This window comes from Frankia canadensis (assembly GCF_900197875.1).
In the GTDB taxonomy this organism is placed as follows: domain Bacteria; phylum Actinomycetota; class Actinomycetes; order Frankiales; family Frankiaceae; genus Frankia; species Frankia canadensis.
The window spans coordinates 1-16,933 of record NZ_FZMO01000060.1 but is presented as its reverse complement, the minus strand read 5'-3'; the positions used below and the strand labels follow the sequence as shown (position 1 = coordinate 16,933).

The window sequence follows — 16,933 nt, the reverse complement described above, 5'->3', positions numbered from 1 at the left end:
CCGCCCATCCGCTGCAGCATCGCCGGATCCAGCGGATTACCGCCGCCCCCGCCGCCCCCACCATTCATGCTCGACATCCGCGAACCAAGACCCGACGTGGCACCGATCAGCAGACCCAGACCACCGGAGACCTGACCATCCACGTCGATCGCGAAGAACCGGGCCAGCGCCGGCCAGCACAACACCGCCGCCGCCAACGTCATCAACGCCACGATCACCTGCGTCAGACCGTCGGCCCCATTCGCCTCCCGGAACCCGATCGCGAAACACAAAGTGATCGACGGCGGAACCAGCAGCAGCCGGAACGTCGCCATCGCCTGCCGCTGCCACCACACCGCCGTGCGATCCGACAACAACCCCGACGCCCCGATCGGCGCCGTCGCGACCAGCACCCCGATCGCGACCTTCACCATCAGAATCTCCGCCCACAACACCAGCACGATGAGAATCGACAGCAGGCCGAACACCAGACCCAGCGCCGGCGTCGGCTCATTCTTGATCACCGCCTTCGCATCTTCAAGGAACGCCTTCTGATCCCCATGAGTCGCATCGACAATCCACTGGCAGATGTTCGCCGACAGATCCGCGCCCGTCTGCACCACCGTCTCGGTGACCGCGATCGCCAACGTCGCCCTCGCCAGCCCCGACAACGCCGCCGTCACATACCCGCCGTCCGCCGCCAACTGCGTCCGCACAATCGCGATCAGCAGCACCATCACCGCAACAATCGCACCCAGCCCCGTACAGAGCGTGTAGACGTCGTGCAACCCCGCCTGGTTATAGTTCACCTTCGAGATTTTCGGCCACGCATCCATCAAATTGCCGATGAGATTCACTCCCGCAGTAGTGAACTGCGCGACGATAACCCCCCACACACCATTGACCGCGGCCCCGACCCCAGCCTTCGCCGCATCACCGATCCCGCCGGCGATCAACCCCCCGACAGGGAGGGCTACATCGTTCAATATGCGCACTGGGGTAGGAAGGTCAGGCAAGTTGGAACTCCCTCCATCCGCTGGCCTGGTACTCGTCCCTGCTGTTACCCGACGGGAGGGGATGAGTTTTCGAGACGTCTTTGATGTCGTCCAGGCGCCAGTCGTCGCCCTGCCAGACGAGATGGAATTCATTCGCCCAGAGACTGGAACCCGTTACTCCCGTGGCATCGCCGACCTGCAGGGTCGCCAGAACGGAGACCGAAACGCCGTCGGCGTCTTCCGTGGACGTCACGCCACAGGCCAAAGGCGTCGCGGTAGACCAGAAGTCTGCCGCAAGTGGATGCTCTCGGTAGCCTTCCCGGAGGGTAGGAGCGTCCCGCGTATAGGCAGCTGCCGTTTCGATGGTCCGGAACACGTCGAGCTGCCGATCCTCGCCCGTTGGAAGGATCAGCGACGTCCAGCGGACGGCGGCAGAGGCCGCTCCGTCGGGCGTGTGGGGGAAACCGAGGGGGACGCCGTTCGAGGCAGCGCGGGCGGGATGGGGCAGAAGCAGGGGCGCGGTGGGATCCGCAGTGGCTGAGCGGCCTGGTTGGGGTGAGGGGATGCCGAAGCGGGTCGGCGCCGGCGCCGAGGGCGGGGCGGCAGCGGGATGGCTGCCGTCGCCTCCGCCGGTAAGGGCGACGGTGACCCCGACGGTCGCGGCGATCAGGACGACGACGGCGACGGCAGCGAGAAGAAGGGAACGCCGTCTGCGGGGTGGGCCGCCGTGCGGGGACATCTGCTGGGTCAGGCTCATGTCCACACGCTCCCTCTCCGTGCCGGCTGCCGGGGTCAGACCGAGAGGTTGTAGAAGGTGTTGACGAGCGGGATCGCGATGCCGACCAGGAAGCCGCAGCCCACCGCCCAGCCGAAGGCGGTCAGACCGCGGTCGAATTGCTGGGGACGCGCCGACATCCGTGCCCAGCCGGCGAAGCCCGCCGAGATGAGCGCAGCGATTCCGCAGGCGGTCACCGCCCCGTACATCGACCAGGAAAGGATCTTGTTCAGGGCGTCGGACGCCTGGTGAGGAAGCCCGTCGGTGCCCGGGTTGACCGCCGGGAGCGGGTCGCGGCCGCTCGGCGCCCCCGCGCCGCCTGTGCCTGGCGACGGTGTGGCGGCGAGTAGCAGCGTGGCGTGTGCGGCAAGTTGCTGGATCATGCTGCGTCCTCCAGAGCAAGGCGTTGGACCAGAGCGTCGGCGGCACGCTCGGCATCACGGCCGCCATGACCGGCGTCGAGACGCCCGCTGGCGCGTACGGACGGCAGGTGTGGGACGCGGGTGATCGCGCCGACCTCGCCGTCGAGCATCACCATCCGCGCCCGGGCGGGCCTCGGGATGCGTCCCTCGTTGATGTCGACCACGGCGGCGACCAGGTCCTCGGGGCGCACGCCGGCCTGACGCAGGGCACGGGCGGCGGTCACCGCCTGCTGCAGCGGTCCGGTCGCGGACGCCGCCACGAGGACCACCCGTACGCCTGGCTCGGTCAGTAGCCGGTACCAGCGTGGGGCGTGCAGCAGGTAGAGCACCGGGTCGTAGGAGTCGACGACCAGCGTCGCCCAGCCCGGATCCGCGCCTTCGACCACGCTGACACTGTCGACCCGCCGCAGCGGCTCGTCCGGAGCCAGCACATGGTAATCGCCGCCGTAGCCGGGCATCGTCGCCAGGCCGTTCGGGCCCCGAGGCAGGGTTCGACGAAGGCTGAACAGTCCCGGCGCGTCGTCGATGACGACCAGCGGGCCGGTCACGCACAGCCGCCGGGCCAGCAGGTCCGCTGTCGTCGAGCGACCCATCCCACCACCTGCGGCGACCACGACCACCAGGTCGCTCAGGGAAGCAGCAGGTGTGGAGGGTGCACCGAACTCGTCGAGAGCGGCCGGTGGACCTTGGGCCGGAAGCGCGGCGCGGCCGTCCGTCTGCGGCACCCACCTGCCGGTCGGCGCGGGCATCCCCGGCGTACCCCCCGTTTGCCATGTCGGTGACCTTGAGCGAGAAGATGTGCGCGTATTGGCGCGATCCGGTTTGTCACGGTAGCGTCACCATCACAGCAAATCAAGCTTAATAAGCTTAAAGATCAAAAAGTCGGTCATGACCGCATCTGGGTGGGGTGGGCGGTGGCCACGGAGTCGGCGTCAGGCAGCGGAACCACGTCGTCGCCGATCATGATCGCTCTGGTCGCAGGACTCGCCCTAATAGTCGCCGCTGCTGGAGCCCTCGCCGTCCTCACCGGTGCGGGCGCCTTCGGGGGGCTCGGCGATTCGGGCGGTGCCGACACGCCTGCCGTCACCGCGGCCGTCGCCGACATCCCTGCCGCCTACGTCGGACCGATCATCAGCGCGGCCCGGACCTGCCCCACGTTGAGCCCGGGTCTGCTCGCCGCCCAGCTGAAGCAGGAGTCCGGGTTCAATCCGACCGCGCGCTCCCCCGCCGGCGCCGTCGGCATCGCCCAGTTCACCCCGCCCACCTGGGCGACACATGGCGTCGACGGTGACGGCGACGGCCGCGCCGACCCGCTCAACCCCGCCGATGCCATCCCCGCCGCGGCCCGCTACGACTGCGCCGTGGCCGCCACCGTCGCCCGCCTCGGCGACCCCGTCCGCCTCATGCTCGCTGCCTACAACGCCGGCCCCGGCGCCGTCCTCGCCGCCGGCGGCGTCCCGCCCTACGCCGAGACCCAGACGTATGTCGCCCGCATCCTCACCAGCGCGCCCGCCATGACCGCGGCGATCGGGGCGGCCACCGCCCCGGTCGGAGCCGTCGCGCCGGCCGCCGCTGCCGCCATCGCCTTCGCCCGCGCCCAGCTCGGCAAGCCCTACCACCTCGGCGCGAACGGCCCCGACACCTGGGACTGCTCCTCCCTCGTGCAGGCCGCCTACGCCACCGCCGGCATCTCGCTCCCCCGCACCACCTACGACCAGGCCGGACACTCCGGACCCACCATCCCGCTCAGTGAGATCAACCAGTGGCGGCCCGGCGACCTGCTGTTCGCGGCAGGCTCCGACGGCACCCCCGACAACCCCGGCCACGTCGGCATCTACCTCGGCAACCACCAGGTCCTGCATGCACCGAAGACCGGCGACGTAGTCAAGATCGCGCCCCTGGACCATTTCGAGAGGGTTACCGGCGTCACCCGTCCCGCCGCTCTCGGACGCTGAAGGGCCCAGTCAGGATTCGGCGCGGCGCCAGATGGTCCAGCCGCCGGGTTCGGGGAGTCTGGCGATCTGGCGGTACTTCGTCGGGTCCTGGAGAATGTCGTGGATCTTCCAGTCGAGCATCGCGGAGGGTCCGAAGCGCAGGACGACGATGTCGAAGTAGCGGTCGGTGAGGGCGCGGCGGTAGGCGGCGGTGCCCGTGTAGACGGCGCCGGTGCGCGGATCCCGGTAGTAGAGGAAATAGGTGCCGTTCCACTGCCAGGGGGCCGTGACGTCGCGCAGGTAGTAGCGGGGCACCTCCGATTCCTCGACCAGGTAGTGGCCGGAACCGAACCGGACCTGCGTGCGCAGCAGCGCGGTCAGTGGCCGGCTGTCAGCCCAGACCTGGAAGAGGTCCTGCGCGCCGCGCGCCCCGCCGGCCAGCAGGACGACGGCGGCCAGCGCGGCGGCGATGACGCGGGGGGCCAGCGGGCGGCGCGGGTCGTGGACGTCGAGGCGGGCGAGCAGGGCCACGAGTCCCGCCCCGGCGAGCGGCGCGGCGAAGGCGACCCCGAACGCCACGTGCTTGTGCAGCGAGGTCAGCTCACCGGAACGCGCCTGGACGGCGATCGGCAGCAGCGAGGAGCCCAGCAGGAGTGCCGCGAGCGCGGGGCGCCGGCGCGCGACGAGCGGCAGGCCGGCCACCGCGACGATCAGCGTCGGCGCGGCCCATTCCAGCCCTCGCCGCGCCACCTCCACCGCCGACGTCGGGCCGACCGGGCGCCGCGACAGCGTGGTCGTGACGAGGCCCCGGAGCTGGTCCGTCCCCGTCAACCCGAGCCAGGCACCGACCACGCAGGCCGTGCCGACCGCCGCGGCCAGGAGGAGAACGAGCGGCGGCGCGGATGCCGGCGCGGATGAGGTGGTGGCGGCTGGGCGGCGGGTCCGGTGCGCCGCCATCACGATGAGCGCGGCGGCCGACGGGACGAACAGCGCCGCCACGTACTTGGTCACCACCGCCGCCGCGAGCAGGCAGCCCGCGCTGAACGCCCACAGCGCGCCGCGCCACAGGTTGCCGCGCCGCGGATCGCCGCGCCGCCGACCAGGACGTGGCCGTGCGCGCCGGGGGAGTCCGGCGGCGCGCAGGCCGGCGGCCAGCCCGCCGGTGAGCAGCATCAGAGCCATCGCGTCGTACGTCGCGAAATGGCCGATGAACAGGACGGGCCCGGACAGCACGAACGCGGTGGCGCCGGCGACCCCGGCGGACCGTCCGTACAGCGACCGGCCCACCGAGGCGACCAGGAGCGTCGTCATCACGGCGCATACCAGGCTGAGCATCCGGGCCGCGGCGAGACCGCCAAGGGCATCGGCCAGCGCGCCGAGCGGTGGATAGACGTAGGGCGATCCCGAGAAATAGGAGCCGAAGTCCTCCGCCGTCGGAGTGCCGTTGCGCAGGGAGGCGATGATCTGGTGCCCGGCATCCAGGTAGAGCGCCTCGTCCTGAAACGCCGTCGACGACAGGTTGATCGACGTCAGCACCTGCACGGCGACGACCGCGGCCAGCCCGGATCGCGGGCCGACGCGACCACGACGCCCATGCCGCCGCCGACCACGCGCTTCCACCGCGTCATCCGGCTCGGCGGGATCGGCGGGATCGGCCGGGCGGTCCCGTTCCCGCGGGTCAGGGAACGCGGAATCCGCGACCGGTGATTCCGGAAACGCCGACGTGCGCGGGAACTCGGATGAGTCCGGAAACACGGAAGAGGCCGGCGGCAGCGGGTCCGGGAGCAGCAGATCCAAGGTCGGCTCATCCCAGCTCGGCGCGTCCCAGCTGGGCGCATCCCGGCGAGGAGAGTCCGGGGAGAGGGTGGGTCTGGAGTACTCCGTGGTCCGGGTGCTCATGAGTCCACTTCGCATTCGGCGGCGGGACGGGAATGGTCCGCAACCGGTCCAACCCGTCGGGAGTCGTCCTGCCGGAGGATCCGCGCGGTCAGATAGGCGCCGGTGCGCCAGGCGGCGAACGTCCGACCGGACGCGTGCGGATCAGGGCCGTCCGTCTGGTAGACGAGGCCGATCGCCCGGGCGGAGCGCGCGGCGTTCACCGCCGTTCCCAGCCAGGAACCGACCGTATGCGGATCACCCGTCGCGGCCAGGGTGACCAGCAACGGCTTGCCGGGATGGGCCAGGCGTACGTGGGTCAGTTCCGCGCGGGGATCCACCCACCGCGTGCCGCGGTACTGGATCCAGGTGACGGCGACGACGTCGATCTGGTCGGCCGGCGGGCGGACGCCGGCGTCGTCGGCGGGCGCGGCGGGCTGCCAGGTCCAGGCCACGTTGTCGGCGTGATGGTCGGCGAAGATCGTCCGGATGTGTGCCCAGGCCCTGGCCGAGTCCGCCGGTACCCCGCCGTTCGCCACCGCGGAACTGGCCGCGTAGTTGCGGTCGACCGACGGCAGCACCGTCAGGTACAACGGATGCCCCCAGGCGGCGACGGCCCGCGCCCACCGTCGCAGGCCGGCGTCCTGGACGTCGTTGACGACGGCCGGCAGCGCGGACGTCAGGGAACCGTCGCCGTCGCGGGTGAAGGTCAGGGTGAGCCAGGGAATGCCTCCCGCCGACCGGACCTGGTCGGCCCACCGCACGGGAAATCGCTCGCCGATCTCGGCGGAGTGGGCCGAGATCCGATTCATGCCGAGTTCCCGGGCGAGGGTGGAGTAACCGGCGTAGGAACCGGCGGTGACGGCGAGCCCGGCGCGCATCTCCCGCGCACAGGCCGGGGCATGAAAGGGCGCCGCACGCGCGCCGGAATCCTCCGCCCGAAGGCCGACGGCGAGTGCGGGCGCGACCACCAGCACGCAGCCGGCGACGCCCGCGACACGCAGCGGCACGGGGACCCGCCCCAGTCGCCGCTCCCGACGGCCGTCCTCCCCGCGGCGCCGCTCCGGGCCGCGCTGTCGGTGCGCGGCCGGAGCCCGGCGCGCGTCCCAGGCGGCGAGCGCGCAGAACGCGGTCAGCATCGCCGCCATGTAGGCGATCCAGGCGCCCGCGATGAGACCGCGTGCGGACAGACCGCGGATCATCAGGGTGGCCAGGCCGGTCAGGCAGAGCGCCAAGGCCGCGAGGTGGGGCAGCAACGGTCGCCAGGACGCGGCACCGTCCCGCTGCTTGGAGGTGATCGTGAACGTGCTGCGGGAACCCGTCAGCACCGTGAGGGCCGCCGTCACGAGCACGGGGAACGAGATGAATCCGGCCACGACCCCGCGCCAGGTGGACCGTCCTCGGGCCGCGATCCAGAACGCCGCCTGCCCACAGACGAAGTACGGGACGAAATGCTGCAGGAATCCGGTCGCGTCGGCGCCGCGGACGGCCGGGGTGCCGCTGACCACGAAGACGACCGGGGACAACAGGTAGACGAGGTCGCGCACGCCGGAGATGTAGTGCGTGCAGGCAAGTCCGTACTGGAGCCGTTGCGCGGCCGACAGGCCGCTGCCGGGGCGGAGGAGATCCTTCCAGTGCCGCCGGAGCACTTCGAAGGTGCCGCGCGCCCAGCGGTTCTGCTGTTTCAGATAACTCGCCGCGTCGACCGGCCCGAGGCCCTCGGCGAACTTTCCTTCCAGATAGACACCGCGCCAGTCCGGGGCCAGTCGGATGGAGGCGGCGAAGTCCTCCGTCACCGAGTCGCGCGGCATCCCGCCGATGGAGTCCAGCGCCGCGGCCCTGATCACGACATTGGTGCCGCAGATGAAGGCCGAGTTGCGGGCGGCCTTTCCCGGGCAGAGCACCTCGTAGAAGAGCGCCTGCTGGTCGGCGGCCCACCGCGCCATCGGCAGGTCGGTGTTCCGGTAGTACTGCGCCGTCTGCACCCAGCCCACCACGGGGTCGGCGAACGGGGCCACGGTGGCGAGCAGGAAGTCGGGCGTCGGCACCATGTCGGCGTCGAGGATCGCCACCAGCGCGTCGCCGGTCGCACCGACCAGTTCCCGCACGTGCTCGATGTTTCCCGCCTTCGCCCCGCCGGCCGTCGAGCGGGTGACGCACATGACGCCCAGCCGCGTGACCGCCCTCTCGACGTGCTGCCAGTCCGGGCTGCCCGCGACCCGGCCGTCATTGCAGACGATGACGTGTATCCGCGCGGACGGATGACGCCGCAGGTACTCCGCGCGGGCCGCCAGCGCGCCGATGACCGTCGGCTCGAGAACCGCCATGGACTCGCCGGCCGTGGGGATGAGGAGGTAGATGGGAAGACGGCTCGGATCGTGGATGCGCCGGGTCGGGACGGCGTCCTTCGGCCAGATCGTCGCCTGCAGGCCAAGAGCATGGGCAGCACCGAACATCTCGGCGGCGAGCAGCGGGACCGCGAGCCACGCGGCCGACCAGTTCGTCACCGACAGGCGCCACACCAGATAGTCGACCGTGCTGGTGAGAACGCCGACGGTGCTCGTCGCGATCCAGATCTGGCCACGTGTGCGGCCGGAGCCGGCGAGCAGGCCGAACGTCACGAGCGGCGTGACGGCACAGGCCCATGGACCGGGCCTGCACCACACGAGGGCACCGACGAGCGCCGTCCCGACGAGCGCCATCCCGACGAGCGCTGCCGGGAATCGCCCGCGAAGAACTCTCCCCCGCATCTCTCAGCGGGCGATGCGCACGGGACGGCGGGCGTCAGCCCCCCACCGGCGGCTTCGGCATACTTCCCCCGACCTCGGACACACGGCTCTGGTCATTGTCACGAGGATCCCCCAGCACATTTGTAGCCACCGCGTTTCCGGTCGCGGCGGCAACCCCTGGCGGCGGACGCTACCACCCACTGCCATAAACCACCCACTCCGTCCGGCCGGTGGGCGCGTCCCGCGAATCCTGCTTTTAGGGTGACCTTTACCGGCGGTATGAAGCAGCCCAAAAAGGCCGTACCGGAAGGCCGCTCGCCCGCCGCCGCGGCGGCGATTCCCCGCGTTTGCCGCTCATCGCCGGAAACCACCGTCACACTCGGGGCACGCCGGGGATCACAGGTCGCCGACCTCCGCGGCCGTTGGGTGCGGTGGACCGGGCGGCGGCGGGCTCAGGCGTGGACGGGGAGGTCGATGGTGATGCGCGTGGGCCCGCCCGGTGGGCTCGCGACGTCCATCCAGCCGTCGACGGTGCGGACCCGCTCGACGAGGCCCGCGAGACCGCTGCCGGCCGCCGGGTCGGCACTGGCGCCGCCCTGGCCGTCGTCGCTGACCGTGATGCGCACGCGGCCGGCGCGGCCGATGACGCCGACCTGGGCCTCGGTCGCGCGGCTGTGCTTGGCCACGTTCGTGAGCAGTTCCGCGACGCAGAAGTAGGCGATCGTCTCGATCGCGGCCGAGGGCCGTTTCGGCAGGTCGACGCGGATCTGGACGGGCAGCGGGCCGCGCGCGGTGAGGCTGGTCAGGGCGGCCTCGAGGCCGGCGTCGAGGATCGGCGGGTGGATGCCGCGGGCGAGGTCGCGCAGCTCGACGAGGGCCTCCTTGACGTCGCGGTGGGCGGCGTCGACGAGTTCGCGGGTCTCGTCGAGGTCGACCTTGTCGCCGTCGGCGGCGAGCCGCTCGCGGACGATGCCGAGGTTCATCGCCATGCCGACGAGCCGGGCCTGCGCGCCGTCATGGAGGTCGCGTTCGATCCGGCGCAGGGCGGCGGCGGAGTCGTCGACCGCGGAAGACCGGGTGTGTTCGAGCTCCCGCATCCGGGCCGCCGCCAGCGACCGCTGGGTGGGGCCGAGCAGCCCGCGGATCAGCAGCCGGTCCAGCATCACCAGCCCGCGCACCACCGGCACGGCGAGCAGCAGTAGCACCACCCCGGCGGCGATCCCCAGGCCCATCCTCGGCCAGGTGTCGAGGAAGTAGTCGGTGCCGAAGGACGCCCCGCGGTGGGCCACACCGTGGCTGTCGTGCTGCACCGGCAGGTAGTGACGCCAGATCGGATAGGTGACGGCGCCGAGCCCGTCGACCCACAGCACCACCGAGAACACCACGTTGACGATCGCCAGCGGGAACTTGAGCAGCAGGTAGCAGAACGCCCGCCAGCCCGCGCCGTCCCCGAGCCCGGCGAAGACCCAGCCCAGCAGGCCCCGCCGGCGCTGGCGCAGCGGCAGCGGCGCGCGGACCCGCTCCCCCAGCAGCTCGGCGGCGAGGGAACGCTGCATGGCGCCGAGCCCGCGGGCCCCGCGCAGCATCCCGGCCAGCAGCGGCAGCCCGAGGAACGTGACGGCGAGCGCCGATCCCGCTGAGATCGCCACCACCACGTAGGCGAAGCCGAGGATGGCCAGCGGCAGGTCGACCAGCGTGTAGGCGAACTCCCGCCCAGCCCGCCAGCGCAGTCGCCGCGCCGCGCCGCGCCCGGCGGGGTAGGCGACGGCTGACCGCTCGGGCGAAGCCGGATCGCGCGGTGCGTGCTCCCGCCCACGCTCACGCAGCGGCTCGTAGGCCGGGTCGTCAGCCGGTTCGTCGGCCGGTTCGTCGGCCGGTTCGAGCGGGACGGTCATGGTCATCGACGCCTCGGGGTGCGGTGGGTCTCGGCGAGACGCCGGGCGCGGCGGCCGTCACGGGGACGGCTGCCGGAGCTCGGCGGCGGACATCTCCACCCTGCCCCCGTCGCCGGCGCCGTCCCAGCCGGTGCGCCCACCGGCGATGGTCGGGTTATCCCGACCATCGACCACGCGACGGGCGACTACCGGGCGGCGGCGAGCTCGGCGATGGCGGCGTCGACGGCGAGCAGGCGCCGGGCGTTGTCGACGTGCAGGTTCTCGATCATCCGACCGTTGACGGTGACGACGCCCCGCCCCTCGGCCACCGCCTCCTCGAAGGCCCGCACGATCTCGGTGGCCTCGGTGAGCTGCTTGTCCGACGGCGAGAACGCCTCGTTGCACGGCTCGACCTGACCCGGGTGGATCAGCGTCTTGCCGTCGAAGCCCAGCTCGCGGCCCTGCTGGCACTCGGCGGCGAAGCCCTCGGCGTTGCGCACGTCGTTGTAGACGCCGTCGATGATCGCCTTGCCGGCGGCGCGCGCCGCGAGCAGGCACAGGCCGAGACCCGGCAGCAGCGGCGCGCGGCCCGGGACATGCTCGGCGCGCAGCTCGTTGGCCAGGTCGTTCGTGCCCATGACGAGGACGGCGAGCCGCGGCGACGCCGCCGCGATCTCCAGAGCGCGCAGCATGGCGATCGGCGTCTCGACCATCGCCCAGATCTTCGTCCGCTCCGGCGCGCCCGCCGCGACGAGATCGGCCTCGATGGCGTGCACCTCGTCGGCCGAGCTGACCTTGGGTACGAGGACGGCGTCCGGGCCGGCCTTGGCGGCGGCGCGCAGGTCGTCGGCGTGCCAGGAGGTGTCCCGGCCGTTCACCCGAATGATCACCTCGCGGTGCCCGTAGGCGCCCTCGGCCGCCAGCGCGCACACCCGCTCGCGGGCCGCTTCCTTCGCCGCGGGGGCGACCGCGTCCTCGAGGTCGAGGATGAGGGCGTCCGCGGGAAGGCCCTTCGCCTTCTCCAGCGCCCGCTCGTTGGCGCCCGGCATGTAAAGCACTGACCGCCGCGGCCGGAAGTCCGTCGCCGTCGCCTGGTTCCCGTCGGCCGTCACCGTTCTCCTCCGTCGCTGTGATCACATCCCGCGACCCGCGACCCGCGACCACCGCGGGCCCCCGCCCCGCCGGCCCGCGGCGCGGCCCCGCCCATACCGCCCGGCCCAGCCGGATGCGGCGCCCTCACCCTACTGTCCGCCCCCACCGCGCGCCTTGATCACCAACGCCCGTCACACTCCCACCACCCGAGTTCCTGATGAGCGACTGCGTTCCGCGGAACGTTCGGAGGTCGCCGCTTGACGTCCTCCCCGCCCTGAGGTGAGGGACGGGGATTTCCTACCGTGTCGCGTGGGTTCACGCGGCACCTCGCTGGGTTCCTGCTTCGACGCCCACCGCCGGAACGAGTTCCGGTCTTACATCGGCTCGGCAGGCGTTTTCCGTCTCCGCCCGCCCGGCGGCGACGATCCGACGGCCCTCGAACAGAATGTTCCGGGCCGCGTTCAGATCACGATCATGTGTGGTGTTGCAGGCCGGGCACGTCCAGGTCCGCACCGCGAGCGGTTTCGGCCCGTCCCTGGTCCCGCAGGCTGAGCACACCTGTGACGACGGGAAGAACCGGCCCACCCGCACCACGGTGCGGCCCCGGCGGCCCGCCTTCTGTTCGATCAGCCCGACCAGCGATGCCCACCCGGCGTCGTACACCGACCGGGCCAGCCTCGTCCGACCGAGACCCGACACGGCGAGATCCTCGACGTAGACCGCTTGGTGATCGCGGACAAGTCGAGCAGCGATCTTGTGGTGCTGATCGTGGCGGGTCTCCCGCACCTTCCGGTGCAGCACCGCCACCCGGCGGACCGCCTTACGACGGTTCACCGAACCCTTCTCCTTCCGGGCCAGTGCCCGCTGGACGCGGGCAAGACGGCGCTGTTGCGAGCGCAGATGACGCGGGTTGACGATCACCTCGCCCGTCGACAGCGTCGCCAGCCGGCCCAGACCGAGATCGATCCCCACGTCGCCAGCCACCTGCGGGTATGGCTCGTCCGCGACGTCGACGACGAACGACACGTAGTACCGGCCGTCCGCCTCCCGGATCACCGTGACCGACGACGGGACCGACGGCAGGTCCCGCGACCAGGCCAGCTCGACATCCCCGACCTTCGCGATCCGCACACCCCGGGCGGTGACAGCGAATCCGTTACGGGTGAGCCGGACCGACTGCCGGTTGTCCTTGCGGGACCGGAACCGGGGATGCCCCACCCGCCTCCCTTTCCGTTTCCCGGACAGCGAGTCGAACCAGTTCCGAAACGCGCGGCGCGCGTCCTGGCACGCCTGCACCAGCACCACCGAGGACACCTCACCCAGCCACACCCGTTGCGGGGCCTGCCTGGCGAGGGTGACCACCCGGCGCTGCACCTCGGCGTCGGAAAGCTTCTCCCCGGCCGCGTGCGCCGTGTCGCGCAGCCGGATCGCGTCGTTGTAGACGACCCGGGCACAACCGAACGCCCGCGCCAACGCCCGCACCTGCCCCGGTGACGGGTAGGCGCGGTAGCGGTAACGGACAGCCGGCATGCCGTCATCATGCTCGGTCCATAACCATCTCCGACGACCACCGACGTGGCAGGCATGTGGTTTCCGCGCTTCACGTTCACGTGGTCTTCCTGACGAAGTACCGGCGGGATGTGTTCGACACGGCGATGCTCGACGCCTGCCAGCGGACCATGCGCGACGTGTGCGACGTGTGCGACGACCTTGGCGCCCGCCTGGTCGAGTTCAACGGCGAAGACGACCACGTACACCTGCTCGTCGAATACCCGCCGAAGGTCGCCGTGTCCACGCTCGTGAACTCACTGAAAGGGCATGTCCGCACGGATCCTGCGCGCCGAGCTCACCGGCCAGGTGAACCACGCCTCGACACGCGGGCATTTCTGGTCCCCGCCGTACCTCGCGGTATCCGCCGGCGGCGCCCCGACCACGCTGTTACGCGAGTACATCGACAGGCAACGGCGACCAGCCCCGATACGCTAACCCCGCCCTGAAGGACGAGGCTTGCCCGCTACGAATCCAGGTCACACGGGGCCGCGGCGACGCCCGTCCGGGGTCGAGGGATCCTCGGGGGGCTCGGCGGTGGGGCCGTAGCCGGGCGCCCAGAGGGTTCGCAGCGGCTTTCCATGCGGGCACGTTCCGCGGTCGGGAACCGCCTCGACGGCTCCCGTCGAGGCGAGTTGGGCGCCGCGGCGACGGCGGCAGTGCCGGCAGGCGACCAACGTCAGCATGCGGACCGACGGTCGGCGTTCCGGCTGGCCCGCTTGGGACGGCCCGTTGTCCGCGCTACCGCTCACCGTCTGGCCCTCGTGAGACGGCCCGTTCCGTCGCAGGCCGCGCAGTCGGCGTTCTGCGTTCCGGTGAAGCCGCCGTCGTCGTCGGCTTCCAGCCGGTCGGCGGCTTTCTTCCCGGTTCCGTTGCAGGCGGGGCAGTCGGCGGTCTCGACGGGGTCGAGGTCGGCGGAGCGGCCGCCCCCACGCTTGGCGTAGGTCCGCTCGATGTCGGGATCGTCCTTCGAGCTGGCCGATCCGCCCGCCCCACCTCGCTTGACGCTGTCACGACCGGTGGACGCCCCTCCCCTCGACGATCCCCGCTTGTTCCACACCATGACGGCACGGTAGGACCACATCGACGTGCTGGAAATCGAGCGGCCCGAATCCGTCACCGACTGGCACACCTTGCGGCTTTGCTTCGCGTCCAAGACGAACGCGCGAGAGCCCGCACCAGCGCAGCGCCGGCCGATGCGCCGCCGCCGTCAACCGAGCGTGGCCGACGGCGCGAACCGCAGCGCGACGCGATCCTCCACCGCCACGAATCCGAGCCGCCGGTAAATGCCGTTACTGGCGGGGTTCGCCAGGTCGGTGAACAGCAGAATCGTGGCCACCCCGGCATCCAGCGCCGCCCGACTGACCGCCGCCGTCACCGCCGCCGCGTAACCTCGCCGCCGGAACCGGGCAGGCGTATAGACCGGACCGACGCGGATTGTCCCGCCCAGCGGTCGAGTACCTCCCGCCATGGCAACCGGGACACCGTCGACGTCCCACAGGGAGAGGCCGCCATACTCGAGACGATCGTCGACCCGGCCCGCGGCGTTGCCAGCGACGTCACCGGTCTCCGCCCAGAACGCCGCCATCCAGGCCGCCAGCAGCTCCCGGTCGGCCGTCTCGGCCACACGGGAACGGCCAGCGGGCGCCGGCGAGGGCGGAGCCAGCCGCCCGAGCCGGTACAGGTGCTCCCGGCGGTGAACCTGCGCGCTGGCCGCCGTCCTGCGCCGCCAGGAGGAGGCGAACAAGGTGGCGGTCCGCTCGTCCGCGTTCACCCCGAGCAGCGACCTCGACCGCGGCCACGACGCGACCAGCGGCTCCACGGCTCGCGGCGGAATCGCCGTCATCAGGAGCCCGTGCGGCGGAGTATGTAGGAACGCTCCCTCGACGTGCCCGCCCCCCGACTGCCACCAGCCGAACAGCGGAAATCCGTCCCCGAATGCCGTCGCTCCTCGCACCCGCAGCGTGTCGCAGACGGTCACCAGCACGGTGTTCTCCACCGGCCGGGATGCCAGGAAGTCACCCGCCGCCGCGAGAAACTCCTCGACGCTCTCCGTCAACCTCCATCCCATACACACTATTGTCCCAACCACTGCCACCAGGACGCACCTGGTTTTTCCGCCTCGCTGTCAGGCTCGGAGGAGTGTGATGGAGCGACCGGCGGGGCTGGTGACAGCGGTGGTGCTTGTGCGTTCGGTGATGGGCGGAGCCTCGGGCCGGGCGTCGAAGATGACGAGGACTCCATGTTCGAGGCCGAGACGGTCGAGATAGCCGTCGAGCTGGGCCAGGCCGCGCTGGAGGGGGTCCGATTCCCCCGCTCGGCGAACCTTGAGTTCGAGGGCCTCGCGCTGCCAGCACCGGGTGGCGTCCGGCCCGTAATAGGGCCAGCGGATGAGCAGGTCGATACGGCCGCGCCCGATCCGGTATTCACGGTCGACATAGCCGCCACCGTTCACGACGCGCTGGAGGAAGCTCATCAGGACGAGTTGGGAAGCCGCCTCGGGATAGCGGCGACCGGAGGCGAGGATCTCGCCGTTCTCCACCCAGAAGCGGCTGAACTCCGCGAGCATCGTCGTCATGTCGAACCGACCGTCGGGAAGGACGAAGGAGCGGGGGTCGGCGAACACCACGGCCTCGACGCCGTCGGTCAGGACCCGGGCGATGACCTCCCGGTAGATCGGGTTGGCGATCCGTACCGGATTGCGCGGGGCGATCAGGCCGAGGTCGCGGACGTAGGTGAGGTCGTCGTCGTAGGTGTCCAGATTGACCAGCGTGCCGGCCAGAACTGGTTCGAGCACTCGGCGCACACGCGGCTCGGCGAGCGTGGCGGCCAGCGAGTCGAGATGCGTCGCACGGGCCTGGATCAGCTGCTCCTTCGCCTGCTCCACATGCTCGGCGGTAATCGGCTCCGACGTCGGTACCCGCATCTCCTCCACGACCTCGCGGGCGAGCGCGTTGACGAGCCAGGGCTGGCCGGCGGTCAGCTCGATCGCCCGCCGGACCGCCTCCTCGGTGAAGTCCTGTCCCGTGTCGGCCGTATGCTGCCCATACAGGTCGCGCACCTCGAGCGGGGTGAAGTCACCCAGTCGAAGCGACTTCACCTTGATGTTGAACGGGCTCGCGGACCCCAGGCGAGTCGAGTCGCCTCCGGACGCGGCTTTATATTCGCGGACGTCGCGGAGGCCGCAGAGGGCCACCGAGGCAGGGAAGGTTTCTGGTCGTTCGCTGAAGCCCGCCCGCAACTGCCGCAGCACGCTGATCAGGCTCCGCCCGCGCAGCGCGTCAACCTCGTCGAAGAAGAGGACCAGCGGCCGCGGACACACTCGCGCCCAGGCCGACAACGATCGCCGAAGCGGATTCTCCGCGAGCAGGTCAGGCCACGCCGGCGGGCGAAGGCTTTCAGGCAGCGCCGCGTCGGCCCGGTCACGGATCTCCTGCAGGATGCTCCGCTCGGCCGCGCGGAAGTCGTCGCCCGCGGCCTCACCGATCTCGCAGGAGAAGTACAGCGCGGCGCACTGACCGGACTCGGTCAGTTCTGCCGCCAGGGCCCTCAAGGCCGTCGTCTTGCCCGTCTGCCGTGGCGCGTGCACCACGAAATAGCCGTCCTGGCCAACGAGTCCGGGTGCTTCCGGCAGGCGGGACAAAGCCGGTACCATGAGCATTTTCAATGTTATTTTACGTGAATTGCGGGAATGTTCCGTCGCGCGCGTT

Annotated in this window: 13 protein-coding genes and 1 pseudogene; 2 read left to right on the top strand and 12 right to left on the bottom strand. The window is 71.2% G+C overall.

The annotated features are described in order from the left end of the window. From C1A33_RS06985 to C1A33_RS06970, 4 genes are all read right to left on the bottom strand, one after another. A partial coding sequence (locus tag C1A33_RS06985; RefSeq protein WP_133150586.1) for a hypothetical protein occupies nt 1-995 on the bottom strand: 995 nt, incomplete at its 3' end. Continuing rightward, nucleotides 988-1,731: a DUF8175 domain-containg protein gene (locus tag C1A33_RS06980; protein ID WP_133150585.1), complete on the bottom strand. Its 744-nt coding sequence runs from the start codon at nt 1,729-1,731 to the stop codon at nt 988-990. The genes C1A33_RS06980 and C1A33_RS06985, both read right to left, overlap by 8 nt. Nucleotides 1,732-1,766: 35 nt before the next feature. Next, entirely contained in the window at nt 1,767-2,132 is a 366-nt protein-coding gene (locus tag C1A33_RS06975; RefSeq protein ID WP_101830702.1) for a hypothetical protein, read from the bottom strand. Then, on the bottom strand, nt 2,129-2,764 hold the full coding sequence (locus tag C1A33_RS06970) for a hypothetical protein (protein ID WP_133150584.1): 636 nt from the start codon (nt 2,762-2,764) through the stop codon (nt 2,129-2,131). Before C1A33_RS06970 ends, C1A33_RS06975 begins: the two co-directional genes overlap by 4 nt. A 321-nt stretch (nt 2,765-3,085) precedes the next feature. Between C1A33_RS06970 and C1A33_RS06965 the strand changes: the two genes are divergently transcribed. After that, nucleotides 3,086-4,126, top strand: a complete 1,041-nt coding sequence (locus C1A33_RS06965) for a C40 family peptidase (RefSeq protein ID WP_243407276.1) — start codon at nt 3,086-3,088, stop codon at nt 4,124-4,126. Nucleotides 4,127-4,135: 9 nt separating this feature from the next. Here C1A33_RS06965 and C1A33_RS06960 read toward each other — a convergent pair whose 3' ends face one another. The 5 genes from C1A33_RS06960 to C1A33_RS06940 form a co-directional block, all read right to left on the bottom strand. Further along, nucleotides 4,136-6,004, bottom strand: a complete 1,869-nt coding sequence (locus C1A33_RS06960; RefSeq protein ID WP_133150583.1) for an ArnT family glycosyltransferase — start codon at nt 6,002-6,004, stop codon at nt 4,136-4,138. Beyond that, nucleotides 6,001-8,682, bottom strand: a complete 2,682-nt coding sequence (locus C1A33_RS34640) for a glycosyltransferase family 2 protein (RefSeq protein WP_165818262.1) — start codon at nt 8,680-8,682, stop codon at nt 6,001-6,003. The genes C1A33_RS06960 and C1A33_RS34640 overlap by 4 nt, the downstream gene beginning before the upstream one ends. A 479-nt stretch (nt 8,683-9,161) precedes the next feature. Beyond that, nucleotides 9,162-10,610 (bottom strand): sensor histidine kinase, encoded by a 1,449-nt coding sequence (locus C1A33_RS06950; protein WP_243407275.1) that lies wholly within the window; start codon nt 10,608-10,610, stop codon nt 9,162-9,164. A gap of 179 nt (nt 10,611-10,789) precedes the next feature. Beyond that, nucleotides 10,790-11,695, bottom strand: coding sequence for an HpcH/HpaI aldolase/citrate lyase family protein (locus C1A33_RS06945; RefSeq protein ID WP_243407274.1), 906 nt, complete (start codon nt 11,693-11,695; stop codon nt 10,790-10,792). Nucleotides 11,696-11,990: 295 nt separating this feature from the next. Then, on the bottom strand, nt 11,991-13,205 hold the full coding sequence (locus C1A33_RS06940; protein WP_101830697.1) for an RNA-guided endonuclease InsQ/TnpB family protein: 1,215 nt from the start codon (nt 13,203-13,205) through the stop codon (nt 11,991-11,993). A gap of 20 nt (nt 13,206-13,225) precedes the next feature. On the opposite strand from C1A33_RS06940, the pseudogene tnpA reads away from it, so the two are divergent. Then, nucleotides 13,226-13,661: pseudogene (tnpA, locus tag C1A33_RS06935) on the top strand (IS200/IS605 family transposase). Nucleotides 13,662-13,971: 310 nt separating this feature from the next. Here the strand turns inward: tnpA and C1A33_RS06925 are convergent. From C1A33_RS06925 to C1A33_RS06915, 3 genes are all read right to left on the bottom strand, one after another. After that, the gene (locus C1A33_RS06925; RefSeq protein ID WP_243407273.1) at nt 13,972-14,343 is read right to left on the bottom strand and encodes a hypothetical protein; all 372 of its coding nucleotides are present in this window, start codon (nt 14,341-14,343) and stop codon (nt 13,972-13,974) included. 90 nt (nt 14,344-14,433) lie between these two features. Continuing rightward, nucleotides 14,434-15,294 (bottom strand): GNAT family N-acetyltransferase, encoded by an 861-nt coding sequence (locus tag C1A33_RS06920; protein WP_101830695.1) that lies wholly within the window; start codon nt 15,292-15,294, stop codon nt 14,434-14,436. A gap of 57 nt (nt 15,295-15,351) precedes the next feature. After that, a complete protein-coding gene (locus tag C1A33_RS06915; RefSeq protein ID WP_207770197.1) occupies nt 15,352-16,884 on the bottom strand; it encodes an ATP-binding protein in 1,533 nt (510 codons plus the stop codon). Nucleotides 16,885-16,933 lie beyond the last annotated feature (49 nt).